This is a genomic window from Streptomyces poriticola (assembly GCF_036689765.1).
GTDB classification, from domain to species: domain Bacteria; phylum Actinomycetota; class Actinomycetes; order Streptomycetales; family Streptomycetaceae; genus Streptomyces; species Streptomyces poriticola.
In genome coordinates this window covers 62,876-77,596 of sequence record NZ_JBAGKH010000029.1, presented here as the reverse complement: position 1 = coordinate 77,596, position 14,721 = coordinate 62,876, and the positions used below count along the sequence as shown (strand labels likewise).

Genomic DNA, 14,721 nt, shown 5'->3' with positions numbered 1-14,721 from the left:
ACTTCTCGGGTCTGGTCCCGGAACTTTCGTTCCGGGACCAGACCTTTTTTGTTCGTGGTCATCTGAAGTTCACGTTCCAGAACCAACATCCACATCATGGGTACCGCAGCGATGCTAAGGGCCGCAGGAGTCGGAGTCGGGGACGAGGTCGTCGTGTCGGCCTTCGGGAACGTGGCGGTCGCCGAGGCCGTTGCCCAGGCCGGGGCGATGCCGGTGTTCGCGGACATAGACCCCGTGACGTACTGCCTCGATCCGTCCGCCGTCGAGGCGGCCGTCGGTGCCCGTACGGCGGCCATGGTCGCCGTGCACCGTTTCGGTCGGCCCGCGGACATGGAGCGGCTGCATGCCGTCGGACAGCGTCACGGACTACTGGTGCTGCAGCAGGCGGAGACCGACGCACCGCACGACGAGACGGCACAACGCCGGCAGCGGGCGGCCTACCTCGACGCGAAGCTGCGTGGGGTCCACCCGCCCGAGGCGGGCCGTGGACACACTTACCAGCAGTACGTCGTCCGGGTGCCCGGGAACGGACGGCCGGACCGGGACGCTTTCGCCAGGGCCGTCCGGGGCAGGGGGGTCGACTGCCGGGTGCCGGTGAAGACCCCGGTGCACCGACTCCCCGAATTCCGGCGGTGTGTGGCGCTGCCGGCGACCGAGCACGCTGCGGAGGACACCCTCGCACTGCCCGTCCACGCGTCGTTGGCCAAGAGGGACATGCAGCGGATCGTCTCGGCGTGCAACGCCCTCGGGGGGCTTCTGCAGTCGGCGTTCTGACGGACGGCGCCCTGGTTGGGAGCACGAGTCTGTTCGGGGTAGGATCTATTCCGTTGCCGCGAGGGAAGCTCCGAACGGCAACAGGCCCCTATAGCTCAGTCGGCAGAGCGTCTCCATGGTAAGGAGAAGGTCAACGGTTCGATTCCGTTTGGGGGCTCCAGCCAAAAGGCCCCGCCCGATCGGGCGGGGCCTTTTTTGTTCCTTGAACGGGTCCGTGCCTGAGCCGGTCCGTACGGTAAACCTGTCTGTGCCCTGAAGGGGGCGTCCCGCTAGTCCTGGTGCGGCTCCGGCACCCGCATCGCCAGGATCGCCATGTCGTCCGACGGGGCGTCCGAGGCGAAGCGCTCCACCGCGCGCATGATGCGGGCGGCCACCGCACCAGCCGTCAGACCCGTGCAGGTGGTGAGCACGTCGACAAGACCGTCGTCGCCCAACATGCGGGTGCCCTCGCGGCGTTCGGTGACGCCGTCCGTGACACACAGCAGCACGTCGCCCGGGTCGAGCATCACGGTCTGCTCGTACAGCTCCAGGTCCTCCAGGACGCCGAGGAGCGGCTGCGGTTCGGCGGCCGGGGCCACGGTGCCGTCCTGGCGGAGGCGGAGCGGGAGGGGATGGCCGGCGCAGACCACGCGCAGCTCGGCGCTGCCGTCCTGCTGCGGGCGCATCTCGCCGTAAAGAAGCGTCAGGAAGCGGCTGCGGGCGCCCTCGTCGAGGATCGCGGAGTTCAGGCGCTCCAGGACCGCCGGGCCGTTGAGGCCCTCGCGGGCCAGCAGGCGCAGGGCGTGCCGGGCCAGGCCAGTGACCGCCGCCGCGTTCGGGCCCGTACCACAGACATCGCCGATGGCGAAGCCGTAGGCGCCGTCGCTGATGGGGAAGACGTCGTAGAAGTCGCCGCCGACCTCGTTGCCCTCGCCGGCCGCGCGGTAGATGACCTCGACCTCGACGCCCTCGATCTGCGGGAGCTCGGGCGGCAGCAGACTGCGCTGGAGGGACTGGCTGATGGCTGTGCGCTCCGAGTAGAGCCGGGCGTTGTCCAGGGCCAGTGCGGCGCGGCGGGACAGGTCCTCGGCCAGTTCCAGGATCTCCTGGCGGAAGTGGTCGTCGGTGGGCTTGCCGAGGGTGAGCATGCCGATGACGCGGTTGCGGGCGACCAGCGGCAGGACCACCGTCTCGCCGCCGACGGCGGAGGCCGTGGCCAGCGTCGGGCCGATGCCGGGCGTCACCTGGTGGGTGGGGCCGCCGCTGAGGCCGAGGCTCCGCATCGAGGTGCGCAGCGCCGCCTGATGGGCGACCTCGGCCGGGGCCGTCCAGACACGGGCGCCCGGGGCCGGTACCGGATCGGGCGGCGCGATCTTGGAGAGGAGGGACTTGATGCCGTCGATGAGCTCCTCGTCCTCGTGCAGCACATAGGACAGGTACGGGTCCGAGGCCTGGTCGGCGATGGTGTAGACGGCGCACCAGGTGGCCAGGGTCGGGACCGTCATCTGGGCCATCAGGGCCAGCGTCTGGTCCCGGTCCAGGGTGCCGGCCAGCAGGTCGGAGGCCTCGACCAGGAAACTGAGGGAGCCGCGGCGCAGCCGCTCCAGCTCCCCGAGGCGGGCCGACTCGACGGCCAGGGCGATGCGGTCGGCCGCGAACTGCAGGCGCAGGGCCTCCTCGTTGGAGTAGCGGGCCGGCGACTCCGCGGCGACGCCCAGGGAGCCGGTGAGGCGGCCCTCGACCTTGAGCGGGACCGTGACCACGGAGCGCATGCCGGTGCTGTTCAGCAGGGGGACCGCGCCGGGCACCAGGGTGAGGTCCTCGTGGACGGCCGGCATCCGGGCGGAGCCGTAGCGGCCGGGTCCCGCCTCGACGGGGACGCGGGCGAACCGCTGACGGGCGGAGGGCAGACCGGTGGAGGCACGGACCTCCAGCTCGGTCTCGTCGTCGGTGGCGAGGAGCAGGAAGGCGGCGTCGCCGTCGAGCATGTCGCGGGCGCGTTCCACCGTGCGCTGCAGCAGGCCGTCGAGGTCGTCCGGGGCGGGGGAGCCGATGAAGACCTCGAACGGGTCGGTGCTCTGCGCCTCGGAGGAGGCGGACGCGTCGGGGGACGGGACGCGCAACGGGGTCTGCAGCACCGCCCGCTCGTGGTCCCGGACCAGCAGGCAGACGGTGGACGGCTCGCCGCCGGTGTCGCGGACGCGGAGGTGGGATGCGTACACCGGGACGACCCGGCCGCTCGCGTCGCGGATGCCGTAGCTGCCCTCCCAGCGGGACAGCTGCAGGGCCTCGGCGATGCCGGTGCCGGTGCTCGGGGTGTGCGGCCAGGCTGCGAGGTCGGTGAGCGGCTTGCCGGTGACCTGATCGGCCGGGTAGCCGAAGAGCTCCTCGGCGTCCTCGTTCCACGCCGCGATGGCGCCGCTGCGGTCGATCTGGACGACGGCGACCCGGACCCGGCCGTCGGCGAGCGGCAGCAGGTCGGCGGGGAGACAGGGGCCGGCGGCGCGGGTGCCGACCGGGCGCTCGGGCAGGTCGAGCTGGAACCAGACGTTCTTGCGGGTCGCGGTGTACTCCACGCCCCAGCGGGTGGCCAGTGCCGCGCACAGCTGCAGTCCGCGCCCGCCCTCGCGGTCCGGGCTGCCCATGTTGACGGCCGAGCCCTGGAGCGGGACCTCGCGCTCCGGATAGCGGTCGGCCACCTCGATCCGGATGCCCTCGTCGCTGCGGAGGCAGGCGACGTCGGCAGCCGTGCCGGCGTGCACCACGGCATTGGTCACCAGCTCGCTGGTGAGCACCACGGCGTCGTCGACGATGTCGGCGTAGCCCCAGCCCTGGAGTGTGTCGCGGACGAAGGAGCGGGCGCTCGCGACCGATCGTCCGACGGGCTCGAAGCTGGCAGCCGCGCGCGCGGTGATCACAGAACTCCTCGACCCTCTCTCTGCGGGCACGGCGTCGTGGCCGACCGGGTCGCGCCGCTGCTGCGGCAGGCCGCCCGTCGGCGTGGGGTCCGGGGGCTGCTCCCCCGGGACCAGTCCGGTGGTCATTGTCCGGCCGCCCCTTCGATGCCCGCTCGTCTCCGTGCCACCCCCCAGCCGGACGGACCGGCGTGGCTGGACAGCCGCATGCAAGGTTACTTACCTTCGCCGTCCGTGCGGATGCCGGTCTGCTGTGTTTCCGTCCGGAGGGTGTGCGGACGGTGTGCGAAGCTGCCGAACTGTTATGGCCTGGTTCGGCATGGGTGAAACACTGGGCAGGCTTCTGGTGAAGGTCCGGGCAGGCTGAGTGCCGACCGGGTACGACGGGCAGCAGCCCCGGGAGCAGCAGCCCGGCAGGCCGGGCGGAACGCTCAGCAGTACGGGACAACGCGCAGTAGTACAGGAAATACGCGGTGGTGACGGGTACGCCCGGTGGTGATGCCGGTCACCGCAGTGACGGTCGATCCCTGCGGGAGGGACACAGTGGAGTCTGGCGCAGCGACGCGGGGCACGAAGACGCGCGCGAAGGGCGGACAGTCCCCGAGCAGTCAGGGCAGGCCCCGGGGCGGGACCACCAGCGTCGACACGGCTGCCCTGAACCGGCTGCTGGCGGCCCTGGTGTCCATGCGGGACGGCAACTTCCGCAAGCGGCTCACGGTGTCCGGCGACGGCGTGATGTCGGAGATCGCGGCCGTGTTCAACGAGGTGGCCGACCGCAATCTGCATCTGACGGGCGAGCTGGCCCGGGTGCGGCGCATGGTCGGACGTGAGGGAAAACTCACGGAACGGCTGGAGACGGGGGCCTGCGAGGGCTCCTGGTCGACCGCGATCGACCACTCCAACGCGCTCGTCGACGATCTCGTACGGCCCGTCTCCGAGGTCGGCCGGGTGCTGTCGGCGGTGGCCGACGGTGATCTGTCGCCCCGGATGGAGCTGCGGACGCAGACCGCCGACGGGACCGGGCAGCCGCTGCGCGGGGAGTTCCTGAAGGTCGGCCGGACCGTGAACAACCTGGTCGATCAGCTGTCGACGTTCACCGACGAGGTCACGCGGGTGGCCAGCGAGGTCGGCACCGAGGGCAAGCTGGGCGGTCAGGCCCGGGTGCGCGGTATGTCCGGTTCGTGGAAGGACCTCACGGACTCCGTCAACACGATGGCGTACCGGTTGACGGCCCAGGTGAGGGATATCGCGCTGGTGACGACCGCGGTCGCCAAGGGTGATCTGTCGCGGAAGGTCACGGTTCACGTGGCCGGGGAGATGCTGGAGCTGAAGAACACCGTCAACACGATGGTGGACCAGCTCTCCGCGTTCTCCTCCGAGGTGACGCGGGTCGCGCGCGAGGTGGGTACCGAGGGCGCCCTCGGCGGGCAGGCGCGGGTGCCCGGGGTCGCCGGTGTGTGGAAGGAGCTGACCGACTCCGTCAACACCATGGCGGGCAACCTCACCGCTCAGGTGCGCGGGATCGCCGAGGTGACGACCGCGGTCGCCAACGGTGATCTGTCGCGGAAGGTGACCGTCCCGGCCCGCGGCGAGGTGGCGCAGCTCGCGGACACCATCAACCAGATGACCGAGACGCTGCGGATCTTCGCCGACGAGGTCACGCGGGTGGCCAACGAGGTCGGTGCCGAGGGGCGGCTCGGCGGACAGGCGAACGTGCCGGGCGCGGCGGGCACGTGGAAGGATCTGACGGACTCCGTCAACACCGTGTTCCGGAACCTCACCACTCAGGTGCGGGACATCGCCGCCGTGACGACGGCGGTGGCCAACGGTGATCTGTCGCAGAAGGTCACCGTGGACGTGGCCGGCGAGATGCTGGAGCTCAAGAACACCGTCAACACGATGGTCGACCAGCTCTCCGCCTTCGGTGCCGAGGTGACGCGTGTGGCGCGTGAGGTCGGCGTCGAGGGCGAGCTGGGCGGCCAGGCGCAGGTACCGGGCGCGGCGGGCACATGGAAGGATCTGACGGACTCCGTCAACACGGCGTTCCGGAACCTCACCGGACAGGTGCGCAACATCGCTCAGGTGACGACGGCGGTGGCCAACGGTGACCTTTCGCAGAAGGTCACCGTGGACGTCTCGGGCGAGATGCTCCAGCTGAAGAACACCGTGAACACCATGGTGGACCAGCTGTCGAGCTTCGCCGACCAGGTCACCCGGATGGCCCGGGACGTGGGCACCGAGGGGCGGCTGGGCGGCCAGGCGCGGGTGGACGGCGTGTCGGGCACCTGGAAGGAGCTGACCGACTCCGTCAACTCGATGGCCGGGAACCTGACCTCCCAGGTGCGCAACATCGCCCAGGTGACGACGGCGGTGGCACGCGGCGATCTCTCCCAGAAGATCGACGTGGACGCGCGCGGGGAGATCCTGGAGCTCAAGAACACCATCAACACGATGGTCGACCAGCTGTCGTCCTTCGCCGAGCAGGTCACGCGCGTGGCGCGGGAGGTGGGTACGGAGGGCCGCCTCGGCGGGCAGGCCCAGGTGCCCGGTGTCGCCGGGGTGTGGCGGGACCTGACCGACTCGGTGAACGGCATGGCCGGCAACCTCACCGCCCAGGTGCGCAACATCGCTCAGGTCGCCACCGCGGTGGCGCGCGGCGACCTCTCCCAGAAGATCACCGTGGACGCGCGCGGGGAGATCCTGGAGCTGAAGAACACCCTGAACACGATGGTCGACCAGCTGTCCTCGTTCGCCCAGGAGGTCACGCGCGTGGCGCGTGAGGTGGGTACGGAGGGCATCCTGGGCGGCCAGGCCGAGGTGCAGGGGGTCTCCGGCACCTGGAAGGACCTCACCCAGTCGGTGAACGGCATGGCGAACAACCTGACCATGCAGGTCCGCAACATCGCCGAGGTCACCACCGCGGTCGCCAAGGGCGATCTGTCCAAGAAGATCACCGTCGACGCCAAGGGCGAGATCCTGGAGCTGGTCACGACCGTCAACACGATGGTGGACCAGCTGTCGTCGTTCGCCGAACAGGTGACGCGGGTGGCCCGCGAGGTGGGCACCGAGGGCATTCTCGGCGGCCAGGCGCATGTGCCCGGCGTGGTGGGCATCTGGAAGGACCTCAGCGACAACGTCAACCTGATGGCCAAGAACCTGACCGTTCAGGTGAGGAACATCTCCCAGGTGGCCGCGGCCGTCGCCAACGGCGATCTGACGCGGACGGTGACGATCGAGGCGCGCGGCGAGGTCGCGCAGCTCGCCGAGACGTTCAACACCATGGTGAAGACGCTGAGCTCGTTCGCGGACCAGGTCACCAAGGTGGCCCGCGAGGTGGGCACGGACGGCATCCTCGGCGGCCAGGCGCACGTCCCGGGCGTGGCGGGCACCTGGAAGGACCTCACCGAGTCGGTGAACCAGATGGCGTCCAACCTGACCGGTCAGGTGCGCAACATCGCGATGGTCACGACCGCCATCGCCAAGGGTGACCTCACCAAGAAGATCGACATCGATGCGCGCGGCGAGATCCTGGAGCTGAAGACGACCATCAACACCATGGTCGACCAGCTGTCCTCGTTCGCCGAGGAGGTCACCCGGGTGGCCCGAGAGGTGGGTACCGAGGGCCAGCTCGGCGGACAGGCACGGGTGCGTGACGTCGACGGCACCTGGCGGGACCTGACCGAGTCGGTGAACGAGATGGCCGGGAACCTGACCCGGCAGGTCCGCGCCATCGCGCGCGTGGCGACCGCGGTGACCCGCGGTGACCTCAACCTGAAGATCGATGTGGACGCCTCCGGAGAGATCTCCGAGCTCCAGGACTACATCAACAAGATGATCGCCAACCTGCGCGACACCACGATCGCCAACAAGGAGCAGGACTGGCTCAAGGGCAACCTCGCCCGGATCTCGGCGCTGATGCAGGGCCGCCGGGACCTGCAGGACGTGGCCTCGCTGATCATGAGCGAGCTGACCCCGGTGGTCTCGGCGCAGCACGGCGCGTTCTTCCTCGCCATGCCGCTCGTCGACGGCCAGGAGCAGGCGGCGGGCGGCGCGGACCAGTACGAGCTGCGCATGCAGGGGTCGTACGGCTACTCGATGGGCTCGATGCCGACCTCGTTCCGGCCGGGCGAGGCGCTGGTGGGGACCGCCGCGCAGGAGAAGCGCACGATCCTGGTGGAGAACGCGCCCAGTGGATATCTGAAGATCTCCTCCGGGCTCGGCGAAGCCCCGCCGGCCCAGGTGATCGTCCTTCCGGTGCTGTTCGAGGGGCAGGTGCTCGGCGTGATCGAGCTGGCCTCCTTCACCCCCTTCACCCAGATCCAGAAGGACTTCCTGAACCAGATCGCCGAGATGATCGCGACCAGCGTCAACACGATCTCCGTCAACACCAAGACGGAGGTGCTGCTGAAGCAGTCGCAGGAGCTGACCGAGCAGCTGCGGGAGCGGTCGGAGGAGCTGGAGCAGCGGCAGAAGGCCCTGCAGGCCTCCAACGCCGAACTGGAGGAGAAGGCCGAGCTGCTGGCCCAGCAGAACCGCGACATCGAGGTGAAGAACACCGAGATCGAGGAGGCGCGGCAGGTGCTGGAGGAGCGCGCCGAGCAGCTCGCGGTCTCCATGCGCTACAAGAGCGAGTTCCTGGCCAACATGTCGCACGAGCTGCGTACGCCGCTGAACTCGCTGCTGATTCTGGCCAAGTTGCTCGCCGACAACGTCGAGGGCAACCTCTCCCCGAAGCAGGTCGAGTTCGCCGAGACGATCCACGGGGCGGGGTCCGACCTGCTGCAGCTGATCAACGACATCCTGGACCTGTCGAAGGTCGAGGCGGGCAAGATGGACGTCTCCCCGACCCGGATCGCGCTGGTCCAGCTCGTGGACTACGTGGAGGCGACGTTCCGGCCGCTGACCGCGGAGAAGGGCCTGGACCTGTCGGTGCGGGTCTCGCCGGAGCTGCCCGCCACGCTGCACACCGACGAGCAGCGGCTGCTGCAGGTGCTGCGCAATCTGCTGTCCAACGCGGTGAAGTTCACCGACTCCGGTGCGGTGGAGCTGGTGATCCGGCCGGCCCGGGACGATGTCCCGCAGCGCATCCGGGAGCAGCTGCTGGAGGCCGGTTCGCTGACCGACGCGGACGCGGAGCTGATCGCCTTCTCCGTGACCGACACCGGCATCGGGATCGCGGCCAGCAAGATGCGGGTGATCTTCGAGGCGTTCAAGCAGGCCGACGGCACCACCAGCCGCAAGTACGGCGGTACGGGCCTGGGGCTGTCCATCTCGCGGGAGATCGCGCAGCTGCTCGGCGGCGAGATCCATGCGCAGAGCGAGCCGGGCCGCGGCTCCACGTTCACCCTGTACCTGCCGCTGCACCCGAGCGAACTGCCGCCGCACGGCTATGTGCAGCCGGTGACACCGCTGGAGTCGGCCGTTCTGCTGGCCGCGGCGCCCGAGCCGGCCGGGGAGCCGGACCTGGAGATCGAGACGCCGGCGGAGGTGAAGTCGTACCAGGAGACGCAGAACGGCGCCGCCGCGCTGTTCCGGCGCCGCCGCAAGGCCGCCCTGCCCCCGGCCGAGCCGCGGACCGCCCCGCAGCAGGAGCAGTGGCCGACGGCGGAGCGGGAGCCCGCCGAGGCGTCCGGGCGCGGCGTTCACTTCGGTGGCCAGAAGGTGCTGATCGTGGACGACGACATCCGTAACGTGTTCGCGCTCACCAGCGTCCTGGAACAGCACGGCCTGTCGGTGCTGTACGCCGAGAACGGGCGCGAGGGCATCGAGGTGCTGGAGCAGCACGAGGATGTCGCGGTCGTCCTGATGGACATCATGATGCCCGAGATGGATGGATATGCGACGACCACCGCGATCCGCCGGATGCCGCAGTTCGCCGGACTCCCGATCGTCGCGCTGACCGCCAAGGCGATGAAGGGCGACCGGGAGAAGGCGATCGAGTCCGGTGCCTCGGACTACGTGACCAAGCCGGTCGACCCGGACCATCTGCTGACGGTCATGGAGCAGTGGATGCAGGGGGCGTGAGCAGTACGTTTGGAGGACATGCGAACGTGGTGCCCGGGAACGCGGCGGGAACGTTCGGTGCGCACGCGCGGTTGCCGACCCGGTGTGCCCGAAGCCGTGTAGCAGGACGGGATTCGGGGAACCTTCTGGTCCCCGCTAGCGTTTCTGCTACGTGCACAGTGACATCGCGGTGACAGGGTGTGGCGACAAGCGGGGTGCGGCTACGATGACCGGCACAAGGACGGGCGACGCAAGGGAGTCGTCCCCCGGGGCGGCACCCGCCGGTGCTGCCCCGAGTCCTGCGGACAGGGGAGGCCCCACGCCGGGGCGAGGAGGGCGGGCCATGGTGCAGAAGGCCAAGATCCTCCTGGTCGATGACCGGCCGGAGAATCTGCTGGCGCTGGAGGCGATCCTCTCTGCGCTCGATCAGACGCTGGTGCGGGCATCGTCCGGGGAGGAAGCGCTCAAAGCACTGCTCACGGACGACTTCGCGGTCATTCTGCTGGACGTCCAGATGCCGGGCATGGACGGTTTCGAGACGGCCGCGCACATTAAGCGGCGGGAGCGGACCCGGGACATCCCGATCATCTTCCTCACCGCGATCAACCACGGCCCCCACCACACCTTCCGCGGGTACGCGGCGGGCGCGGTGGACTACATCTCCAAGCCGTTCGACCCGTGGGTGCTGCGCGCCAAGGTCTCGGTGTTCGTCGAGCTCTATATGAAGAACTGCCAGCTGCGGGAACAGGCGGCGCTGCTGCGGCTCCAGTTGGAGGGCGGCGGCAAGGCCGAGGGTGGCGAGGCAAGGGAGTCGGCCGGGCTGCTCGCCGAGCTGTCGGCGCGGCTCGCTGCCGTCGAGGAGCAGGCCGAGGCGCTGTCCAAGCAGCTGGGCGACGAGTCGACCGATGCCGCCGCGGTGGCCACGGCGGCCCATCTGGAGCGCAAACTCACCGGCCTGCGGCGGGCGCTGGACGCTCTGGAACCCGGTTCCTCCGGAGGGCAGACCGCGGTCAACTGAGGCCGCCGGTGACCACAGGTCAGAAGCCCTGGCGGAGGCGTCAGTTCCGGTCCACCGCTGGCACGACACGAACGGGTGAACCGGTGGGCACGCGTGTCCACTGCCGTCTCCACCGGTAACCTCACCCCCATGGCCTCACGTCCCTCCGCAGCCAGGAAGCAGCCCGCGAAGAAGGCGGCGCCCGCGAAGGCTCCGGCGAAGAAGGCCGCTGCGAAGAAGGCCGCTGCGAAGAAGACTCCACCGAAGAAGGCGCCCGCCAGGAAGTCCGCGGCGAAGAAGCCCGCGCCGCCACCCGCACCCAACCCCACCGGCGGTGTCTACCGCCTCGTGCGGGCCCTCTGGCTCGGCCTCGCGCACGCCGTCGGCGCGGTCTTCCGGGGCATAGGGCAGGGCGCCAAGAACCTCGACCCGGCGCACCGCAAGGACGGCCTCGCGCTGCTGCTGTTCGCGGTCGCGCTGATCGTCGCCGCGGGCACCTGGGCCGATCTGCAGGGCCCCGTCGGCGGCCTGGTGGAGATCCTGGTCACCGGTGCCTTCGGCCGGCTGGACCTGCTGGTGCCGATCCTGGTCGCGGTCATCGCCGTGCGCTTCGTCCGGCACCCGGAGAAGCCGGACGCCAACGGCCGTATCGTGATCGGTCTGTCCGCGCTCGTCATCGGCGTGCTCGGGCAGGTCCACATCGCCGTCGGCTCGCCCGCGCGCGGGGACGGCATGCAGGCCATAAGAGACGCCGGCGGTCTCATCGGCTGGGCCGCCGCGACCCCGCTGTCGTACGCGATGACCGACGCTCTCGCCGTGCCACTGCTGGTGCTCCTCACCGTCTTCGGGCTGCTGGTGGTCACCGCCACTCCGGTCAACGCCGTCCCGGAGCGGCTGCGGCAGCTCGGCGTGCGGCTCGGCCTCGTCCACGACCCCGAGGCCGAGGAGTTCACCGAGGACGACGAGCGGTACGAGGAGCAGTGGCGTCAGGCGCTGCCCGCCCGGTCCCGCAGGCGCGGCGGGCCGGCCCCCGAGGCCTACGACCCCGACGGCGCCGAGCAGCAGGCGCTCGCCCGGCGCCGCGGGCGGGGCAGGCGCTCCGCCGTGCCGCAGCCCGACATGGACCGGCCGATGGACGCCGTGGACGTCGCAGCCGCCGCAGCCGCCGCGCTCGACGGCGCCGTGCTGCACGGCATGCCGCCCTCGCCGCTGGTCGCCGACCTCACCCAGGGCGTGCACACCGGCGAGCGGGAGTCGACCACGCCCACCCCGGTGCCCGCGGCCCGTCCGCGGCCGGAGCAGCCGGAGCAGCCGGAGCAGCCGGAGCGGCGGCAGCCCGGCAGGCCACGGCAGGAGAAGCTCGCCACCGGGGTCCCGGACCTCACCAAGTCCCCGCCCGACCAGGAGCGCGAGCTGCCGCCGCGCGCCGAGCAGCTCCAGCTCTCAGGCGACATCACCTACTCCCTGCCGGCGCTGGACCTGCTCACCCGCGGCGGGCCCGGAAAGGCCCGCAGCGCCGCCAACGACGCCGTCGTCGACTCGCTCACCACCGTCTTCACCGAGTTCAAGGTCGACGCCCGGGTCACCGGCTTCACCCGCGGCCCGACGGTCACCCGCTACGAGGTCGAGCTCGGACCCGCCGTGAAGGTCGAGCGGATCACCGCGCTGACCAAGAACATCGCCTATGCCGTCGCCAGTCCGGACGTACGGATCATCAGCCCGATCCCCGGCAAGTCCGCGGTCGGTATCGAGATCCCCAACACCGACCGGGAGATGGTCAACCTCGGCGACGTGCTGCGGCTCGCGGAGTCCGCCGAGGACGACGACCCGATGCTGGTCGCCTTCGGCAAGGACGTCGAGGGCGGTTACGTGATGCACTCGCTGGCGAAGATGCCGCACATGCTGGTGGCCGGCGCCACCGGCTCCGGCAAGTCGTCCTGCATCAACTGCCTGATCACCTCGGTCATGATGCGGGCGACCCCCGAGGACGTCCGGATGATCCTGGTCGACCCCAAGCGCGTGGAACTGACCGCCTACGAGGGCATCCCGCACCTGATCACCCCGATCATCACCAACCCCAAGCGGGCCGCCGAGGCACTGCAGTGGGTCGTCCGCGAGATGGACCTGCGCTACGACGACCTCGCCGCCTACGGCTACCGGCACATCGACGACTTCAACCGCGCGGTGCGCGAGGGCAGGGCCGAGTCGCCCGAGGGCAGCGAGCGCGAGCTCCAGCCGTACCCGTATCTGCTGGTGATCGTCGACGAGCTGGCCGACCTGATGATGGTCGCCCCGCGCGACGTCGAGGACGCCATCGTGCGGATCACGCAGCTCGCCCGCGCGGCCGGCATCCACCTGGTGCTCGCCACCCAGCGGCCGTCGGTCGACGTGGTCACCGGCCTGATCAAGGCGAACGTGCCCTCCCGGCTCGCCTTCGCCACCTCCTCGCTCGCCGACTCGCGGGTCATCCTCGACCAGCCCGGCGCCGAGAAGCTGATCGGCAAGGGCGACGGGCTGTTCCTGCCGATGGGCGCGAACAAGCCGGTACGGATGCAGGGCGCCTTCGTGACGGAGGAGGAGGTCGCGGAGGTCGTCCGGCACTGCAAGGACCAGATGACGCCGGTCTTCCGGGACGACGTCGTCGTCGGCACCAAGCAGAAGAAGGAGATCGACGAGGACATCGGCGACGACCTCGATCTGCTGTGCCAGGCGGCCGAGCTGGTCGTCTCCACACAGTTCGGATCGACGTCGATGCTCCAGCGCAAGCTGCGGGTCGGATTCGCCAAGGCCGGGCGGCTGATGGACCTGATGGAGTCGCGGAACATCGTCGGACCCAGCGAAGGCTCAAAGGCTCGTGACGTTCTTGTGAAGCCTGACGAGCTGGATGGCGTGCTCGCGCTGATCCGGGGGGAGCCTGAAGGGTAGGGGAACGGGCGACGGTGATCTGCTCGCCGGGTGGCGACCGTACGGCGGCCGTGTCGCTCTCGTGACCCACCCGTTAGGGATCATTGAGCAACCGTTTCCCTGGGCCGTACGTCAAGTTGAGGGAAGCGACAAACAGGTAGCCCACCATCGGTGTGCCGGGCCATTCCGATGGCGTACAAAGTACGACCGCCCGGTTGCTCCATCCGTTCGTACCACCCCTAAACTGAACCTCCAGCACAGGCGGCAAACGCTCGAAAGGCGCCCCCGTGTCCATCGGCAACTCCCCTGAAGACGAGCGTCCGTTCGAAGATGTGTCCGAAGACGTTTCTGAGGAAGCCCGCCCCTCCATCGGCCGTGCCCTGCAGCAGGCGCGCATCGCCGCCGGGTTGACCGTCGACGACATCACCAGCGCCACCCGGGTCCGGATCGCCATCGTGCACGCCATCGAGGCCGACGACTTCGCCCCCTGCGGTGGCGACGTCTACGCCCGCGGTCATATCCGGACCCTGGCCCGGGCGGTCCGCCTCGACCCCGCCCCGCTGATCGAGCAGTACACCGCCGAGCACGGCGGGGATCCGGCGCCGACCCCGACCGCGCCCCTGTTCGAGGCGGAGCGGATCCGTCCGGAGCGCCGCGGACCCAACTGGACCGCGGCGATGGTCGCCGCGATCGTCGCCGTGATCGGTTTCGTCGGGTTCACGATGGTCCGGGACGACGACGGCGGGTCCCAGGCGAACGTGGCCGAGGGTGCCACGCCGGCCACGAGCGAGTCGGCCTCCCCGAGCGCCGAACCCGAGAAGCCCGCCGACCCCAAGCCCGACCCGACCGACAGCGCCATCGCCGCCGCCCCCCGGGACAAGGTGACCGTCCAGGTCAGCGCCACCGACGGTCCCAGTTGGATCTCCGCCAAGGACCACAACGGCCGGCTGCTCTTCGACGGACTGCTCAAGCAGGGCGAGACCAAGACCTTCCAGGACAACTCCAAGATCGATCTGGTGCTCGGCGACGCCGGCGCGATCCAGCTCTATGTGAACGGCAAGAAGATCGAGGACGACTTCCAGCCGCGCGCGGTGGAACGGCTGACGTACACGAAGGGTGACCCTCAGGTCGGATAGGACGGCCCGAAGA

General features: G+C 70.1%; 6 protein-coding genes and 1 tRNA gene. 6 read left to right on the top strand and 1 reads right to left on the bottom strand.

Annotation, left to right across the window (positions count from 1 at the left end; all coding sequences use genetic code 11):
* Positions 1-111 precede the first annotated feature (111 nt).
* Together V5O46_RS26495 and V5O46_RS26490 are read left to right on the top strand one after the other, a co-directional pair.
* The gene (locus tag V5O46_RS26495; RefSeq protein ID WP_332887226.1) at positions 112-774 is read left to right on the top strand and encodes a DegT/DnrJ/EryC1/StrS family aminotransferase; all 663 of its coding nucleotides are present in this window, start codon (positions 112-114) and stop codon (positions 772-774) included.
* Between the two features lie 84 nt (positions 775-858).
* Positions 859-934 (top strand) — tRNA-Thr (locus V5O46_RS26490).
* A 109-nt stretch (positions 935-1,043) separates the two neighbouring features.
* On the opposite strand, the gene V5O46_RS26485 is transcribed toward V5O46_RS26490, so the two are convergent.
* A complete protein-coding gene (locus V5O46_RS26485; RefSeq protein WP_332887225.1) occupies positions 1,044-3,797 on the bottom strand; it encodes a SpoIIE family protein phosphatase in 2,754 nt (917 codons plus the stop codon).
* Between the two features lie 414 nt (positions 3,798-4,211).
* Between V5O46_RS26485 and V5O46_RS26480 the strand changes: the two genes are divergently transcribed.
* The 4 genes from V5O46_RS26480 (at position 4,212) to V5O46_RS26465 (ending at position 14,708) form a co-directional block, all read left to right on the top strand.
* Positions 4,212-9,692: a HAMP domain-containing protein gene (locus V5O46_RS26480; RefSeq protein WP_332887224.1), complete on the top strand. Its 5,481-nt coding sequence runs from the start codon at positions 4,212-4,214 to the stop codon at positions 9,690-9,692.
* A 322-nt stretch (positions 9,693-10,014) separates the two neighbouring features.
* Positions 10,015-10,689 (top strand): response regulator, encoded by a 675-nt coding sequence (locus V5O46_RS26475; protein ID WP_332887223.1) that lies wholly within the window; start codon positions 10,015-10,017, stop codon positions 10,687-10,689.
* A gap of 129 nt (positions 10,690-10,818) precedes the next feature.
* Entirely contained in the window at positions 10,819-13,593 is a 2,775-nt protein-coding gene (locus tag V5O46_RS26470; protein WP_332887222.1) for a DNA translocase FtsK, read from the top strand.
* Positions 13,594-13,859: 266 nt separating this feature from the next.
* On the top strand, positions 13,860-14,708 hold the full coding sequence (locus V5O46_RS26465; protein WP_332887221.1) for a helix-turn-helix domain-containing protein: 849 nt from the start codon (positions 13,860-13,862) through the stop codon (positions 14,706-14,708).
* Positions 14,709-14,721 lie beyond the last annotated feature (13 nt).

What these genes read in the sequence shown, in the direction of transcription:
- V5O46_RS26495 (WP_332887226.1), top strand. Translation starts at nt 112, where the DNA reads ATGCTAAGGGCCGCAGGAGTCGGAGTCGGGGACGAGGTCGTCGTGTCG.
- V5O46_RS26485 (WP_332887225.1), bottom strand. Translation starts at nt 3,797, where the DNA reads ATGACCACCGGACTGGTCCCGGGGGAGCAGCCCCCGGACCCCACGCCG.
- V5O46_RS26475 (WP_332887223.1), top strand. Translation starts at nt 10,015, where the DNA reads ATGGTGCAGAAGGCCAAGATCCTCCTGGTCGATGACCGGCCGGAGAAT.
- V5O46_RS26470 (WP_332887222.1), top strand. Translation starts at nt 10,819, where the DNA reads ATGGCCTCACGTCCCTCCGCAGCCAGGAAGCAGCCCGCGAAGAAGGCG.